This window comes from Streptomyces sp. NPDC086519 (assembly GCF_040686075.1).
Taxonomy (GTDB): Bacteria; Actinomycetota; Actinomycetes; order Streptomycetales; family Streptomycetaceae; genus Streptomyces; species Streptomyces shenzhenensis.
Genome location: NZ_JBFBJL010000042.1, coordinates 51,020 through 65,669 on the forward strand (window position 1 = coordinate 51,020; position 14,650 = coordinate 65,669).

The window sequence follows — 14,650 nt, forward strand, 5'->3', positions numbered from 1 at the left end:
TGACGATAGGAGAAGCCGGAGTGGCGCGCCTACGACACGCCGAAACGGGCCGCCAGGGCGTCGCGCTGGGCCCGTACGAACGCCGCGTCGACCACCGCTCCGTGACCGGGTACGTACAAGGCGTGCTCGCCGCCCAGCGAGAGCAGGCGGTCCAGGGCCGCGGGCCACCGGGACGGTACGGCGTCCGGGCCGGCCTGCGGGTCGCCGGACTCCTCCACCAGGTCGCCGCAGAACACCACCTCCGGGTCGCCGGGGACCAGGACGGCGAGGTCGTGGGGGGTGTGGCCGGGGCCCACGTTGGCCAGCAGGGCCTGGCGGCCGTCGCCCAGGTCGAGGGTCCACTCGCCGGAGACCAGGTGGCGCGGGAGGGGGAGGGCGTCGGCCGCCTCCTCGGCCTCCGGGGCGGGCAGGCCCTCCCGGACCGCGTCCAGGCGGAGCTCCTCGCGCTCGTACGCGAAGACGGCCTCCGCGCCCACCGCCGCGTACAGGTCCGCGCCCGCGAAGGCGGCCGCCCCGAAGACGTGGTCGAAGTGGGGGTGGGTGAGAGCGAGATGAGTCACACGGTGGTCGGCCAGTGCCTGTGCCTCCACCCGCAATCGAGCGCCCTCCGCCAGGCTCGACCCGGCGTCCACCATCAGGGCCGTGCCCGCGCCGAGCACCAGACCCGCCGTGCAGTCCCAGCCCGGCAGCCGGCACCGCCCGACCCCGTCGGCCACCCGCTCCCAGCCCAGCTCTTCCCAAGTCACCGTCATGCCGCGACGCTAGCCGTAGAACGCCGTGAGTCCCGACCGACCTTGCCCAGTCAGTACCCCACGGCCGTACACTGGGCCGGGGACGCTGGCACTCGCGCTCACAGAGTGCCAGACGAAAGACCCGAAAGGTTCGAAGGACCCGAAGGACCCGAAAGGCCGCGGGGCGACTTGCTGGAGGTGTGGCGCCGGATGCTGAGTGAACGCAGGCTTCAGGTATTGCGCGCCATCGTCCAGGACTACGTCGGCACCGAGGAACCGGTCGGGTCGAAGGCGCTGACCGAACGGCACAACCTCGGGGTCTCCCCGGCGACCGTGCGCAACGACATGGCCGCCCTGGAGGACGAGGGATACATCGCCCAGCCGCACACCAGCGCGGGGCGGATCCCCACCGACAAGGGCTACCGGCTGTTCGTCGACAAGCTGGCCGGCGTCAAACCGATGAGCGCGCCCGAGCGGCGGGCCATCCAGAACTTCCTCGACGGCGCCGTCGATCTCGACGACGTGGTGGCGCGGACCGTGCGGCTGCTGGCCCAGCTGACGCGGCAGGTGGCGGTCGTGCAGTATCCGTCGCTGACGCGGTCGACCGTGCGCCATGTGGAACTGCTCGCGCTGGCCCCGGCCCGGCTGATGCTGGTGCTGATCACCGACACCGGGCGGGTCGAGCAGCGGATGGTCGACTGCCCGGCACCCTTCGGGGAAACGTCTCTGGCGGATCTGCGGGCCCGGCTGAACAGCAGGGTCGCGGGGCGCCGGTTCGCGGACGTGCCCCGGCTGGTGGAGGACCTGCCGGAGGCCTTCGAGGTCGAGGACCGCGGCGCTGTCTCGGCGGTGCTCTCCACCCTGCTGGAGACGCTCGTCGAGGAGAACGAGGAGCGGCTGATGATCGGCGGCACCGCCAATCTCACCCGCTTCGGACATGACTTTCCCCTCACCATCCGGCCCGTCCTGGAGGCCCTGGAGGAGCACGTCGTCCTCCTCAAACTCCTGGGCGAGGCGGGGGATTCGGGCATGACCGTACGCATCGGTCACGAGAACGCCTACGAGGGACTCAACTCCACGTCCGTGGTGTCGGTCGGCTACGGTTCGGGCGGCGAGGCAGTCGCCAAACTCGGCGTGGTCGGACCGACCCGCATGGATTACCCGGGAACGATGGGAGCGGTACGAGCGGTGGCACGGTACGTCGGACAGATCCTGGCGGAGTCGTAAGTGGCCACGGACTACTACGCCGTTCTCGGCGTGCGCCGCGACGCGTCGCAGGAAGAGATCAAGAAGGCCTTCCGTCGGCTCGCGCGCGAGCTGCACCCGGACGTCAACCCCGATCCGAAGACCCAGGAGCGGTTCAAGGAGATCAACGCCGCCTACGAGGTGCTCTCCGACCCGCAGAAGAAGCAGGTCTACGACCTCGGCGGGGATCCGCTCTCGCAGAGCGGCGGCGCGGGGGCCGGGGGCTTCGGGGCCGGTGGGTTCGGGAACTTCTCGGACATCATGGACGCGTTCTTCGGTACGGCGTCCCAGCGCGGGCCGAGGTCGCGTACGCGGCGCGGCCAGGACGCGATGATCCGGATCGAGGTCGAGCTCGACGAGGCGGCCTTCGGTACGACCAAGGACATCCAGGTCGACACGGCGATCGTCTGCAACACCTGCAACGGTGAGGGCGCGGCGCCGGGCACCTCCGCCCAGACGTGTGACATGTGCCGGGGCCGTGGTGAGGTCTCGCAGGTGACGCGGTCCTTCCTCGGCCAGGTCATGACCTCCCGGCCCTGCCCGCAGTGCCAGGGGTTCGGGACCGTCGTGCCGACGCCGTGCCCCGAGTGCGCCGGTGACGGGCGGGTGCGGTCGCGGCGGACGCTGACCGTGAAGATCCCGGCCGGTGTCGACAACGGCACGCGGATCCAGCTCGCCGGTGAGGGCGAGGTCGGGCCGGGCGGCGGTCCCGCCGGTGACCTGTACGTCGAGATCCACGAGCTGCCGCACTCCACGTTCCAGCGGCGCGGGGACGACCTGCACTGCACGGTGACGATTCCGATGACGGCCGCGTCGCTCGGTACGAAGGTGCCGCTGGAGACGCTGGACGGGCTGGAGGAGGTCGACATCCGGCCCGGCACGCAGTCCGGGCAGTCGATTCCGATGCACGGGCGCGGGGTCACGCATCTGCGGGGCGGGGGCCGGGGTGACCTGATCGTGCACGTCGAGGTGACGACGCCGACGAAGCTGGACCCTGAGCAGGAGCGGCTGTTGCGGGAGCTGGCGAAGCTGCGCGGGGAGGAGCGGCCGCAGGGGCAGTTCCAGCCCGGTCAGCAAGGGTTGTTCAGTCGGCTGAAGGACGCGTTCAACGGGCGTTGAGCGGGTGCCCCCGGCGGGGCGTGCCGTGAACGTGAAGGGGCCCCGCCCCTTCGACCCCGCCAGGGGGCTCCGCCCCCTGGACCCCCGGGACCTTCGCCCACCCACCACCCGACTCGGTCGCTGGAGAGAGCAAGGCCGCCCCGCGACCCGGTCGGCCGGGAAGCCTGGCCACTCCTGGTATTCGGTCGCTCGAGAGAGCGAGGCCCCGCCCCGCGACCCGGTCGGTCGGGAGGCAAGGTCCCCCCTCCGGCGAGGTCCGGCGTGGGGAGATTTCTGGCATGTGCCAAAGGGGCGGCCCGATTCGGTCTTGTCCAAAGGACGTGACAACATGCCGTCATGTCCTCCGCACTGACCGATCTCTTCCCCATTCCGATCGTGCAGGCCCCCATGGCGGGCGGGATCTCCGTCCCGCAGCTCGCCGCCGCCGTGTCCGAGGCGGGCGGGCTGGGGTTCCTCGCCGCCGGGTACAAGACCGCCGACGGGATGTACCAGGAGATCAAGCAACTGCGAGGGCTCACCGGGCGTCCCTTCGGCGTGAACCTCTTCATGCCGCAGCCGGATTTCGCCGAGTCCGGGGCCGTGGAGGTCTACGCGCATCAGCTGGCCGGTGAGGCCGCCTGGTACGACACCGAACTCGGCGACCCGGACAGTGGCCGCGACGACGGGTACGAGGCCAAGCTGGCCGTGCTGTTGGACAATCCGGTGGCCGTGGCCTCGTTCCACTTCGGGGTGCCGACGCGGGAGGTGCTGGACTCCCTGCGGCGCGCCGGGACGCTCACGCTGGTCACCGCCACCACCGTCGAGGAGGCCCTCGCCGTGGAGCGGGCCGGGGCCGACGCGGTGATCGCACAGGGCGTGGAGGCCGGCGGACACCAGGGCACCCACCGGGACGTACCGGAGAACGACGGGTCCGGGATCGGGCTGCTGTCGCTGGTCGCCCAGGTACGGGAGGCCGTGGCGATCCCGGTCGTCGCCGCCGGCGGACTCATGCGCGGCAGCCAGATCGCGGCCGTGCTGGCGGCGGGGGCGAGCGCCGCGCAGCTGGGGACGGCCTTCCTGGCCGCCCCGGAATCCGGCGCCCCCGGCCTGCACAAGCGGGCGCTCACCGACCCGCTGTTCACGAGGACCGCGCTGACCCGGGCGTTCTCCGGGCGGCCCGCCCGCGGCCTGGTCAACCGGTTCATGCGCGAACACGGCCCGTACGCGCCCGCCGCCTACCCGGAGGTCCACCACCTCACCTCCCCGCTGCGCAAGGCCGCCGCCAAGGCCGGGGACGCGCAGGGCATGGCCCTGTGGGCCGGGCAGGGGCACCGGATGGCCCGTGGGCTGGCCGCCGGGCAACTGGTCGAGGTCCTCGCCGAGGAACTCGCCGTGGCGTCGACAGCGTTGTCGACCAAGGGGGAGGGCGAGCGGGGATGACTGCTCCTGTGTTCGTGCTCGATCCGCTGGTGGTGCCCGGCTCCTTGGGTGGCGAGGTCGTCCTGGACGGCCCCGAGGGGCGGCACGCCGTCTCCGTGAAGCGGCTGCGGCCCGGTGAGGGCGTCGTCCTCACCGACGGGCGCGGGCGCTGGGCGGAGGGGGTCGTGCGGGCCGCCGAGGGCAAGGACCGGCTGGTGGTGGCGGATCTGGAGAGCGTCCACGAGGAGCCTGCGCCGCAGCCCCGGATCACCGTGGTGCAGGCCCTTCCCAAGGGGGACCGCGGGGAGGTCGCCGTGGAGACCATGACCGAGGTCGGCGTCGACGTGATCGTGCCCTGGCAGGCCGCCCGCTGCATCACCCAGTGGAGGGGCGAGCGGGGTCTGAAGTCGCTGGCCAAGTGGCGCGCCACCGCCCGCGAGGCCGGCAAGCAGTCCCGCCGGGTGCGGTTCCCGGAGGTGGGCGACGCGGTGAGCACCAGACAGGTTGCGACGCTTCTCGCCAAAGCCGACCTCGCCGCCGTGCTGCACTCCGACTTCGAACACGGCAGCGAGCCGCTGGCCGGCGCCCGGCTGCCCGCCGAGGGGGAGATCGTGCTGGTCGTCGGGCCCGAAGGGGGCATCGCCCGGGACGAGGTGGCGCTGTTCGAGGAGGCGGGTGCGAAGGCGTACACGCTGGGGCCCACCGTGATGCGGACATCGACCGCCGGAACGGCGGCCGCGGCGCTGCTGCTCGGCCGTACCGGCCGGTGGTCCTGACGTCGGCCGCGTGTGTGAGGCCTGCTCCCTGAGCGGGGGAACTGCTGGTGGAACTCGCCGGATTGACCCAGCCGCGCCGCTGCGGTTGCCTCATTCAAAAGGAACTACCGCCGGACGGGCGGGAAGTCAGGCCGGCGGAGGTCCTGCAAGACCGGCTCCCCGTGGGAAACGGCGAGGGCCTGCGGAGCAGGAACCCGTGGTGGTGCCCCTGCTGCCTGCCGGTGACGGTCTCCGGCGGGCAGGGGCCGCCCCTCTCAAGGACCCCGGGGGCAACCCGGTGGAGCTGCGGGAGCGGCTGCCGCTGCGCACCTGAGGAGACCCGAGGGGCGGGCCGCCGGCACGGGGGACCTCTCCGAACACGTGAGTGGCCGTATGTCCCCTACCGCCACGGGCGGGACGGTGGCAGGCTGCCCTCCATGGGGGCATTGAGGCTGATTTGGGGCCGGCCGCGCGGGACCAGGGCGGCGGCCGTGGCAGGGCTCGCGGTCATCGCCGTGGGTGGTGTGGCGGCGTGTCAGCCGAGCGGCCTGAACACCGCGACGGTCGCCTACACCACCGACCGGACCGCCACCGCCGAGCTGGCACGCCAGCACGTCGACGTCAGTTGGCTCACCTGTACCGGCAACTACGGCTCGTCGGGCTCCTCGGCGAGGGTCACGAAGTCCACGAAGGCTACGAAGGACACGAAGGGCGCGAACGGGTCGAACGGGTTGAACGGCTCGAACGGCACGAAGACGCCGTCGGCCACCGAGACCACCGTCGTCTCCGTCGACTGCAAGGGCCGGACCAAGGACGGCCGCAGCATCACCGTCACCGGCAGGGTGACCAAGGCCGTCAGCGGGGCCTGTGTGCGCGGGAACCTCGTGGCCAAGGTCGGCGGCAAGGAGTGGTTCCGGGTGACCGGACTGGGCAACTGCGACGCCACGCCCGGACCGACGTACCGCACCTACCGGCCGCCCACCTACGGGCAGCAGCCCGGCCCCACCGTGACCGTCACGAAGACCATCTGGTGCCAGGGAGACCCCACGTGCTGGCCGGCGCAGGGCAAGTGATCGAAATGGGCCACCGGGAACACGCCGCGATGCATAGGCTGAGCGAGTGACTCAGGGTGCAGCGACAGGACCGCGGTCCTACCTCCGATTTCCGCACGTCCACGGCGATCTGGTCGCCTTCACCGCCGAGGACGACGTGTGGCTCGCGCCCCTGGACGGCGGCCGGGCCTGGCGGGTCAGCGCTGACAACGTCCCCGTGACCCTGCCGCGCATCTCGCCCGACGGCACCATGGTCGCCTGGACCTCCACCCGCGACGGCGCCCCCGAGATCCACCTCGCCCCCGTCGACGGCGGCTCCGCCACCCGTCTGACGCACTGGGGGAGTCACCGTACCCAGGTGCGCGGCTGGACCGCCGACGGGCAGGTCCTCGCGATCTCCACCTACGGCCAGGCCAGCCTCCGGCGCAGCTGGGCGCACACCGTCCCGCTCGACGGCGGCCCGTCCACCGTCCTGCCGTACGGCCCGGTCGGCCATGTCGCCTCCGGCCCGTACACCGTGCTGCTGTCCGCGCAGATGGGACGGGAGGCGGCCTGGTGGAAGCGGTACCGGGGCGGTACGGCGGGCAAGCTGTGGATCGACCGGGAGGGCGCCGGGGAGTTCGTACGGCTGCACGCGGAGCTGGACGGGAACCTGGAGTACCCCGTGTGGGCCGGCGACCGGATCGCCTTCCTCTCGGATCACGAGGGCACCGGTGCGCTGTACTCCTCCCTGGCCGACGGCTCCGACCTGCGCCGGCACACCCCGCTCGACGGTTTCTACGCCCGGCACGCGTCCGGTGACGGCACCCGCGTCGTCTACGCCTCGGCCGGTGAACTCTGGCTGCTGGACGACCTGGAGGGCGCCGAGCCGCGCCGCCTGGACATCCGGCTCGGCGGGTCCCGGGTGGACCGGCAGCCGTACCCGGTCAACGCGGCCCGCTGGTTCTCCCACGCCTCGCCCGACCACACCGCGCGCGGCAGCGCCGTCCTCGTGCGCGGCGGCGTGCACTGGGTGACCCACCGCTCGGGCCCGGCGCGTGCGCTCCTCGCCCAGCCCGGGGTGCGGGCCCGGCTGCCCGTCACCTTCCGCGTGGACGCGGAGGAGTGGGTGGTGTGGGTGACGGACGCCGAGGGCGACGACGCCCTGGAGTTCGCCCCCGCGACCGGGCTCGTGCCCGGCAACACGCCGCGCCGGATCGCCGCCGGACAGCTCGGCCGGGTCCTGGACCTCGCCGTCGCCCCCGACGGCGGCCGGGTCGCCGTCGCCGCCCACGACGGACGGCTGCTCCTCGTCGAGCGCGAGACGGGCGAGGTCCGCGAGGTCGACCGCAGCGAGGACGGCGACGTCTCCGGGCTGGCCTTCTCGCCCGACTCCGGCTGGCTCGCCTGGTCCCACCCCGGCGCCGGCGGGCTCTGCCAGCTCCGCATCGCCCACACCACCGACCTCACCGTCACCGAGGCGACCCCGCTGCGGTTCCGGGACTACGACCCGGCCTTCACCCGTGACGGCAAACACCTCGCCTTCCTCTCCACCCGCTCCTTCGACCCGGTCTACGACGAGCACGTCTTCGACCTGGCGTTCGTGGTCGGCGACCGCCCGCACCTGATCACCCTCGCGGCCACCACCCCCTCGCCGTTCGGCCCGCAGCGGCACGGCCGCCCCTTCGAGACCCCCGACAAGGACGAGACCCCGGACGCCGAGGGCACCCCCGCCACCCGCATCGACCTGGAGGGCCTCGCCGACCGGATCGTGCCCTTCCCCGTCGAGGCCGGCCGCTACTCCACGCTCCGTGCCGCCAAGGACGGCGTGCTCTGGCTGCGCCATCCGGTGCGCGGCGTGCTCGGCGCCTCCCGCGCCCACCCCGAGGACCCGGCGCCCAAGACGGAGCTGGAGCGCTACGACCTCGCCCAGCAGCGCATCGAGTACCTCGCCTCCGACGCCGACCACTTCGAGGTCAGCGGCGACGGCAAACGTGTCCTGCTGTGGGCCGACGGCAAGCTCAAGGTCGTACCCAGCGACCGCCGCGCCTCGGGCGACGAGGACAGCGACACCAACATCACCGTCGACCTCTCCCGGGTCCGGCAGACCGTCGACCCGGCCGCCGAGTGGCGGCAGATGTTCGACGAGACGGGTCGCATCATGCGCGACCAGTTCTGGCGGCCCGACCTCGGCGGCGTCGACTGGAACGGCGTCCTCGACCGCTACCGCCCGCTCGTCGACCAGGTCGCCACCCACGACGACCTCGTCGACCTGCTCTGGGAGGTCCAGGGCGAACTCGGCACCTCGCACGCCTACGTCACCCCGCGCGGCGGCCACGGCCGCGGCGCCCGCCAGGGCCTGCTCGGCGCCGACATCTCCCGCCACGACGACGGCAGTTGGCGCATCGACCGGATCCTGCCCGCCGAGACCTCCGACCCCGGCGCCCGCTCCCCGCTCGCCGCCCCCGGCGTCGCGGTACGCCCCGGCGACGCGATCGTGGCCGTCGCCGGCCGCCCCGTCGACCCGGTGACCGGCCCCGGCCCGCTCCTCGTCGGCACGGCCGGCAAGGCCGTCGAACTGACCGTGTCCCCGGCGGGCGGCGGTGAGTTGCGGTACCCGGTGGTCGTGCCGGTCGCGGACGAGGAGCCGCTGCGGTACCACGCGTGGGTGGCCGGCCGGCGGGCCCGCGTCCACGAGTTGTCCGCCGGCCGTCTCGGCTACCTCCACGTCCCCGACATGCAGGCGCCCGGCTGGGCCCAGATCCACCGCGACCTGAGCGTGGAGATGGCACGCGAGGGCATCGTCGTGGACGTCCGCGAGAACCGCGGCGGGCACACCTCCCAACTGGTCGTGGAGAAGCTGGCCCGGCGGATCGTCGGCTGGGACCTGCCGCGCGGCATGCGGCCGTACAGCTACCCGAGGGACGCGCCCCGGGGGCCGGTCGTGGTCGTCGCCAACGAGTTCTCCGGCTCGGACGGCGACATCGTCAACGCGGCGATCAAGGCGCTGGGCATCGGCCCGGTGGTCGGCACCCGCACCTGGGGCGGCGTGATCGGCATCGACAGCCGCTACCGCCTGGTCGACGACACGCTGGTCACCCAGCCGAAGTACGCGTTCTGGCTGGAGGGCTACGGCTGGGGCGTGGAGAACCACGGCGTCGACCCGGACGTGGAGGTCGTACAGACACCCCAGGACTGGGGCGCGGGGAGAGACCCCCAGCTGGACGAGGCGGTGCGGATAGCGCTGGAGGCCTTGGAGACGGCTCCGGCGAAGACGCCGCCCACTCTGCCGACCTCATAGGGGGCGGGGCCGGCCGCGCCCCCGCGGCGGAGCCGCGTGTCGGAACGGCCCCCGCCGGACCCGTACCCGACGACGATACGATGCCCCCGGAACCGATCACCGGGCAAGGAGAAGACGTGGCAGGGGAACCCCAGGACGACTGCCTGTTCTGCAAGATCGTCGCGGGCCATGTCCCCGCCACGATCGTCCGCGAGACGGACACCACCGTCGCCTTCCGGGACATCAACCCCCAGGCCCCCACCCACGTCCTGGTGATCCCCAGGGTCCATTACCGGGACGCGGCCGAACTCGCCGCGGGCGAACCCGCGATCGCCGCCGACATACTGCGGGAGGCCCAGGCCGTCGCCGACGAGGACAAACTGGAGAGCTACCGCATCGTCTTCAACACCGGCAGCGGCGCCGGCCAGACCGTCTGGCACACCCACGCCCACGTCATCGGCGGCCGCGGCCTGCAGTGGCCGCCCGGGTGACCAGTCATGTCCGTACGTGAACTGGTGGTCCTCGGCACCGCCAGCCAGGTCCCCACCCGGCACCGCAACCACAACGGTTACCTGCTGCGCTGGGACGGCGAGGGCATCCTCTTCGACCCGGGCGAGGGCACCCAGCGGCAGATGCTGCGGGCCGGGGTCGCCGCGCACGACCTGAACCGGATCTGCGTCACCCACTTCCACGGCGACCACTGCCTCGGTCTCGCCGGCGTCATCCAGCGCATCAACCTCGACCAGGTCCCGCACCCGGTCACCGCCCACTACCCACGCTCCGGGCAGCGCTTCTTCGACCGGCTCCGGCACGCCACCGCCTACCGCGAGACCGTCGGCATCACCGAGGCCCCGGTGGACGCGGACGGCGACCTCGCGGTCACCGGGTCGTACCGGCTCGAGGCCCGCCGGCTCTCCCACCCCGTCGAGTCGTACGGCTACCGGCTCACCGAGCCCGACGGCCGCCGCATGCTGCCCGAACGGCTCGCCGCGCACGGCATCGCCGGCCCCGACGTCGGCCGGCTCCAGCGCGCAGGCGTCCTCGGGGACGTCACGCTCGACCAGGTCAGCGAGGTACGGCGCGGCCAGCGGTTCGCGTTCGTCATGGACACCCGGCTCTGCGACGGGGTGCACGCCCTCGCGGAGGGCTGCGACCTGCTCGTCATCGAGTCGACCTTCCTCGACGAGGACGCCCGACTCGCCGCGGAACACGGCCACCTGACCGCCGGACAGGCGGCGGCCGTCGCCCGCGACGCGCGGGTACGGCACCTCGTGCTGACCCACTTCAGCCAGCGCTACACCGACCCCGACGCCTTCGAAAAGCAGGCCCGGGCCGCCGGATACGACGGCGAGCTGACCGTCGCCTACGACTTGCTCCGAGTGCCGCTCCCAAAGCGCAGGTGAAGCGGCCGTACGATGCTTTGATGCCCCTCCCGAAAGCAGAACTGCACCTCCACATCGAAGGCACCCTGGAGCCCGAGCTGGCGTTCCTGCTGGCCGCGCGCAACGGCGTCGAACTGCCGTACGCGGACATCGAGGCGCTCCGCAAGGCCTACCAGTTCGAGGACCTCCAGTCCTTCCTGAACCTGTACTACGAGCTGATGGTCGTCCTGTGTACCGAGCAGGACTTCGACGACCTCGCCGACGCGTACCTCGCGCGGGCCGCCGCGCAGGGGGTGCGGCACGCCGAGATCTTCTTCGACCCGCAGGCGCACCTCGCGCGGGGGGTGACCATGGGCACGGTGGTGGAGGGCCTGTGGCGGGCGCTCGGCCGGAGCGCCGAGAGCCACGGGATCTCCACCCGCCTCATCATGTGCTTCCTGCGCGACGAGTCCGCCGAGTCGGCGATGGCGACGCTCGAGGCCGCGAAGCCGTACCTCGACCGGATCACCGGTGTCGGGCTGGACTCGGCCGAGGTCGGGCATCCGCCGGTCAAGTTCCGCGAGGTCTACGAGGCCGCGGCCGCGCTCGGGCTGCGGCGGGTGGCGCACGCCGGTGAGGAGGGGCCGCCGGAGTACATCACCGAGGCGCTGGACCTGCTCGGCGTCGAGCGCGTCGACCACGGGCTGCGCTGCATGGAGGACCCGGAGCTGGTCGCCCGTCTGGTGCGCGAACGGGTCCCGCTGACGCTGTGCCCGCTGTCCAACGTCCGGCTGCGCGCGGTCGACGTGCTCGCCGAGCACCCGCTTCCGGCCATGATCGACGCCGGGCTGCTGTGCACGGTCAACTCCGACGATCCCGCCTACTTCGGCGGTTACGTCGCCGACAACTACCACGCCGTGCGCGACGCCCTGGGCCTGTCCCGCGAGCAGATGCGGGAACTGGCCCGCAACTCCTTCCTCGCGTCCTTCCTGGAGGACGACGAGGAGCTGCGGGCGCGGTACCTCGCCGAGGTGGACGCCTACGAGTTCGGGTAGGCCGCGACGTCCGGCCGTACCCCGGGCCCGTCGGTGAGCGCCGGGCCGGTCGTGACGGTGGTGGTCCCGCGCCGCGGCGCCACCGCCGTCAGCGGTACCGCTGCCGGCGGCCGGCCGGCCGCAGCGACGGCGCCGACCCCGCCGCACCGCCCGGAGCGGCGGACGGTCAGCGCCAGTCGACCGTGCCGCCCGTGGTCGCCGACTCGATCCGCGTCCGGGTTTCCCGCATCACCGCCACGATCTCTGCCTCGTGCCGCGGTGTCAGGCGGGTCACCGGCACCGAGCAGCTGATGGCGTCCTGGGCCGGGGTGTCGTAGCGCAGGGCGAAGCCGAAGCCGGTGATGCCGAGGACGCTTTCCTCACGGTCGACGGAGTAGCCGCGGGTGCGGACCCCGGCGAGGTCGGCGCGGAGGGCGTCGGGGGTCGTGCGGGTGTGGGGGGTCAGGGGCCGGTAGGGGCCCTCGGGGAGGTCGGTGTCCGGGCGTTCCGCCAGCAGGGCCTTGCCCAGGGCGCCCGCGTGGGCCGGGAGGCGGCGGCCGACCCTGCTGATCGTGCGCAGGTACTCGTGGGACTCGCGGGTCGCCAGGTAGGCCACGTCCGTGCCGTCCAGGCGGGCCAGGTGGACCGTCTCGCCGAGTGCCTCCGAGGCCTCGTCGAGGTAGGGGCGTACGAGGCGCACGCGCGGGTCGGAGTCCAGGTAGGTGGTGCCGGTCAGCAGCGTGCGGATCCCGATGCCGTAGAGGGAGCCGGTGGTGTCGGTGCGCACCCAGCCGCGGGTGATCAGCGTCTGGAGCAGGGCGTACATCGAGCTGCGCGGGACGCCGAGTTCGTCCGCCAGTTCCTGGAGGCGGGCCGGGCGGTCGCCGCGGGCGGCGAGGAGCTCCAGCAACTCCACGGTGCGCGCCGCGGACTTCACCTCGCGGACCCCTGCTGTCTCGGCCATGTGCAGATCGTATGGGGGGCGGGTGGTGTGCGCCGTTGACCGGGGGCGCGCTGGCACAGCTGGTCGCAGTCCTCATGAAGGGGGCGGCCCGGCTGCGCGGGCGGTCGGTGGGGCCCGTGCGCGCCCCGCTCACCGACCCCTCCGTCCCCGACCTGGCCGCCCTCCGGGCGCCGGTCACCGCCGGCCTCGACCCCGCGGGAGCCGCCGCGCCGACGACGCCGCGCTGGTAGGGGCGCTCGTTCAGGCGGTCGCACGGTGAGAGCGGCCGGCCGGCTCCGACATGGTGCAGACTGGCCGGGTCCGCACAGCCAGGGAGCACACCGTGACCGCGTCCAACGCGTTCGCCGGAGAGGAACCGGAGTACCTCGACGACGACAGGGGAGCCACAACACCGCACTGCGCCGCACAGGTCGACCCGCTGGCCGCCCTGCGCACGCCGGACGACCCGCCCTGGGACGTCTACCTCACCGGCACCGTCTTCCTCGACATCATCTTCACCGGCCTGGACTCCGCGCCGGTGCGCGGCACCGAGTCCTGGGCCCGCGGCATGGGCTCCAGCCCCGGCGGCATCGCCAACATGGCCACCGCCCTCGCCCGCCTCGGCCTGAAGACCTCCCTCGCGGCAGCCTTCGGCGACGACCACTACGGCGAGTACTGCTGGGACGCGCTCGCCCAGGGCGAGGGCATCGACCTCTCCCCGTCCCGGACCGTGCGCGGCTGGCACTCGCCGGTCACCGTGTCCATGGCGTACGAGGGCGAGCGGACCATGGTGTCCCACGGGCACGAGCCGCCCGCCGACACGCTGTTCCGCCAGCAGAACGCACCCGGCCGCCCCGCCCACGCGCGCGCCGCCGTCGCCTCCCTCACGCCGGGCAAACGCAACCCGTGGATCGCCCGCGCGGCCGCCGAGGGCACCCGGATCTTCGGTGACATCGGCTGGGACGACACGGGGGAGTGGGACCTGGCCGCGCTCGTCGATCTCGAACACTGCGAGGCGTTCCTGCCGAACGCGGAGGAGGCCATGCGGTACACCGGCGCGGACTGCCCGCGGGCCGCCGCGCACGCCCTCACCGAGTACGTGCCGCTCGCCGTGGTCACCCTCGGGGGGGAGGGGGCGTACGCGGTCGACGGGCGGACCGGGGAGTCCGCGGAGGTACCGGCGATCGCCGTGGAGGCCCTCGATCCGACCGGGGCGGGCGATGTCTTCGTCGCCGGGTTCGTCACCGGGACGCTGGCCGACTGGACGCTGGCCGACCGGCTGGCCTTCGCGGGGCTGACGGCGGCGCTGTCCGTCCAGGAGTTCGGCGGCTCCCTGTCGGCTCCCGGCTGGTCGGAGATCGGGGCGTGGTGGCGGAAGGTGCAGTCGGTGGCGGGGCAGGATCCGGCGGCGCTGCGGCGGTACGCGTTCCTGGAGGGGCTGGTGCCGGAGGAGGACCAGGTGAGGCCCTGGCCGTTGCGGAGGGCGGTGCCGACGATCGGGTTCGGGCGGGCGGGGTGACCGTGGCGCCGCGGAGCCGGGGGCGCGGGTGCGTGGGGGCCGGGGCGGGGGGTTTCGCTTACGGCGCTGGCACGGTGCCGCTGCGCCCACCCGTGCCGCCCTGCGGCACGCCTGCCCGCAGCTGGGGTGCTGCTTGCCCGCGGCTGGGGTGCTGCCTGCTCGCGGCTGGGTTGCTGCTTGCCCGTAGCTGGGTTGCTGCTTGCTCGCGGCTGGGTTGCTGTCTGCTCGTGGCTG

The 14,650-nt window shown here is 73.2% G+C and carries 13 protein-coding genes; 11 read left to right on the forward strand and 2 right to left on the reverse strand.

What is annotated here, in order from left to right:
• Positions 1-29 precede the first annotated feature (29 nt).
• Positions 30-752: an MBL fold metallo-hydrolase gene (locus tag AB0P24_RS32080; protein WP_365800145.1), complete on the reverse strand. Its 723-nt coding sequence runs from the start codon at positions 750-752 to the stop codon at positions 30-32.
• A 189-nt stretch (positions 753-941) separates the two neighbouring features.
• Between AB0P24_RS32080 and hrcA the strand changes: the two genes are divergently transcribed.
• The 9 genes from hrcA to AB0P24_RS32125 all read left to right on the forward strand — a co-directional run bounded on the left by hrcA (position 942) and on the right by AB0P24_RS32125 (position 11,975).
• Positions 942-1,958 (forward strand): heat-inducible transcriptional repressor HrcA, encoded by a 1,017-nt coding sequence (gene hrcA / locus AB0P24_RS32085; protein ID WP_181807191.1) that lies wholly within the window; start codon positions 942-944, stop codon positions 1,956-1,958.
• Positions 1,959-3,095, forward strand: a complete 1,137-nt coding sequence (gene dnaJ, locus AB0P24_RS32090; RefSeq protein WP_365800147.1) for a molecular chaperone DnaJ — start codon at positions 1,959-1,961, stop codon at positions 3,093-3,095.
• A gap of 336 nt (positions 3,096-3,431) precedes the next feature.
• Positions 3,432-4,514 (forward strand): nitronate monooxygenase, encoded by a 1,083-nt coding sequence (locus AB0P24_RS32095; RefSeq protein ID WP_365800149.1) that lies wholly within the window; start codon positions 3,432-3,434, stop codon positions 4,512-4,514.
• Entirely contained in the window at positions 4,511-5,269 is a 759-nt protein-coding gene (locus AB0P24_RS32100) for a 16S rRNA (uracil(1498)-N(3))-methyltransferase (protein ID WP_365800151.1), read from the forward strand. The genes AB0P24_RS32095 and AB0P24_RS32100 overlap by 4 nt, the downstream gene beginning before the upstream one ends.
• Before the next feature lie 470 nt (positions 5,270-5,739).
• Complete coding sequence (locus tag AB0P24_RS32105) at positions 5,740-6,321, forward strand: hypothetical protein (RefSeq protein ID WP_365800153.1); 582 nt, start codon at positions 5,740-5,742, stop codon at positions 6,319-6,321.
• Between the two features lie 46 nt (positions 6,322-6,367).
• A complete protein-coding gene (locus AB0P24_RS32110) occupies positions 6,368-9,580 on the forward strand; it encodes a S41 family peptidase (protein WP_365800155.1) in 3,213 nt (1,070 codons plus the stop codon).
• Between the two features lie 116 nt (positions 9,581-9,696).
• On the forward strand, positions 9,697-10,050 hold the full coding sequence (locus AB0P24_RS32115; RefSeq protein WP_365800157.1) for a histidine triad nucleotide-binding protein: 354 nt from the start codon (positions 9,697-9,699) through the stop codon (positions 10,048-10,050).
• A gap of 6 nt (positions 10,051-10,056) precedes the next feature.
• Positions 10,057-10,962, forward strand: coding sequence for a ribonuclease Z (locus AB0P24_RS32120; RefSeq protein WP_365800159.1), 906 nt, complete (start codon positions 10,057-10,059; stop codon positions 10,960-10,962).
• Positions 10,963-10,982: 20 nt separating this feature from the next.
• Positions 10,983-11,975: an adenosine deaminase gene (locus AB0P24_RS32125; protein ID WP_365800161.1), complete on the forward strand. Its 993-nt coding sequence runs from the start codon at positions 10,983-10,985 to the stop codon at positions 11,973-11,975.
• Positions 11,976-12,141: 166 nt separating this feature from the next.
• On the opposite strand, the gene AB0P24_RS32130 is transcribed toward AB0P24_RS32125, so the two are convergent.
• Positions 12,142-12,918: an IclR family transcriptional regulator gene (locus tag AB0P24_RS32130; protein WP_365800163.1), complete on the reverse strand. Its 777-nt coding sequence runs from the start codon at positions 12,916-12,918 to the stop codon at positions 12,142-12,144.
• Between the two features lie 35 nt (positions 12,919-12,953).
• Between AB0P24_RS32130 and AB0P24_RS32135 the strand changes: the two genes are divergently transcribed.
• Together AB0P24_RS32135 and AB0P24_RS32140 are read left to right on the forward strand one after the other, a co-directional pair.
• Positions 12,954-13,148, forward strand: a complete 195-nt coding sequence (locus tag AB0P24_RS32135) for a hypothetical protein (RefSeq protein ID WP_365800207.1) — start codon at positions 12,954-12,956, stop codon at positions 13,146-13,148.
• 92 nt (positions 13,149-13,240) lie between these two features.
• A complete protein-coding gene (locus AB0P24_RS32140; RefSeq protein WP_365800165.1) occupies positions 13,241-14,416 on the forward strand; it encodes a PfkB family carbohydrate kinase in 1,176 nt (391 codons plus the stop codon).
• Positions 14,417-14,650: the final 234 nt, after the last annotated feature.

Excerpts from the sequence above, each read along its gene's own strand:
- AB0P24_RS32095 (WP_365800149.1), top strand. The coding sequence starts at position 3,432 with ATGTCCTCCGCACTGACCGATCTCTTCCCCATTCCGATCGTGCAGGCC.
- AB0P24_RS32100 (WP_365800151.1), top strand. The coding sequence starts at position 4,511 with ATGACTGCTCCTGTGTTCGTGCTCGATCCGCTGGTGGTGCCCGGCTCC.
- AB0P24_RS32120 (WP_365800159.1), top strand. The coding sequence starts at position 10,057 with ATGTCCGTACGTGAACTGGTGGTCCTCGGCACCGCCAGCCAGGTCCCC.
- hrcA (WP_181807191.1), top strand. The coding sequence starts at position 942 with ATGCTGAGTGAACGCAGGCTTCAGGTATTGCGCGCCATCGTCCAGGAC.
- AB0P24_RS32125 (WP_365800161.1), top strand. The coding sequence starts at position 10,983 with ATGCCCCTCCCGAAAGCAGAACTGCACCTCCACATCGAAGGCACCCTG.
- AB0P24_RS32080 (WP_365800145.1), bottom strand. The coding sequence starts at position 752 with ATGACGGTGACTTGGGAAGAGCTGGGCTGGGAGCGGGTGGCCGACGGG.
- AB0P24_RS32130 (WP_365800163.1), bottom strand. The coding sequence starts at position 12,918 with ATGGCCGAGACAGCAGGGGTCCGCGAGGTGAAGTCCGCGGCGCGCACC.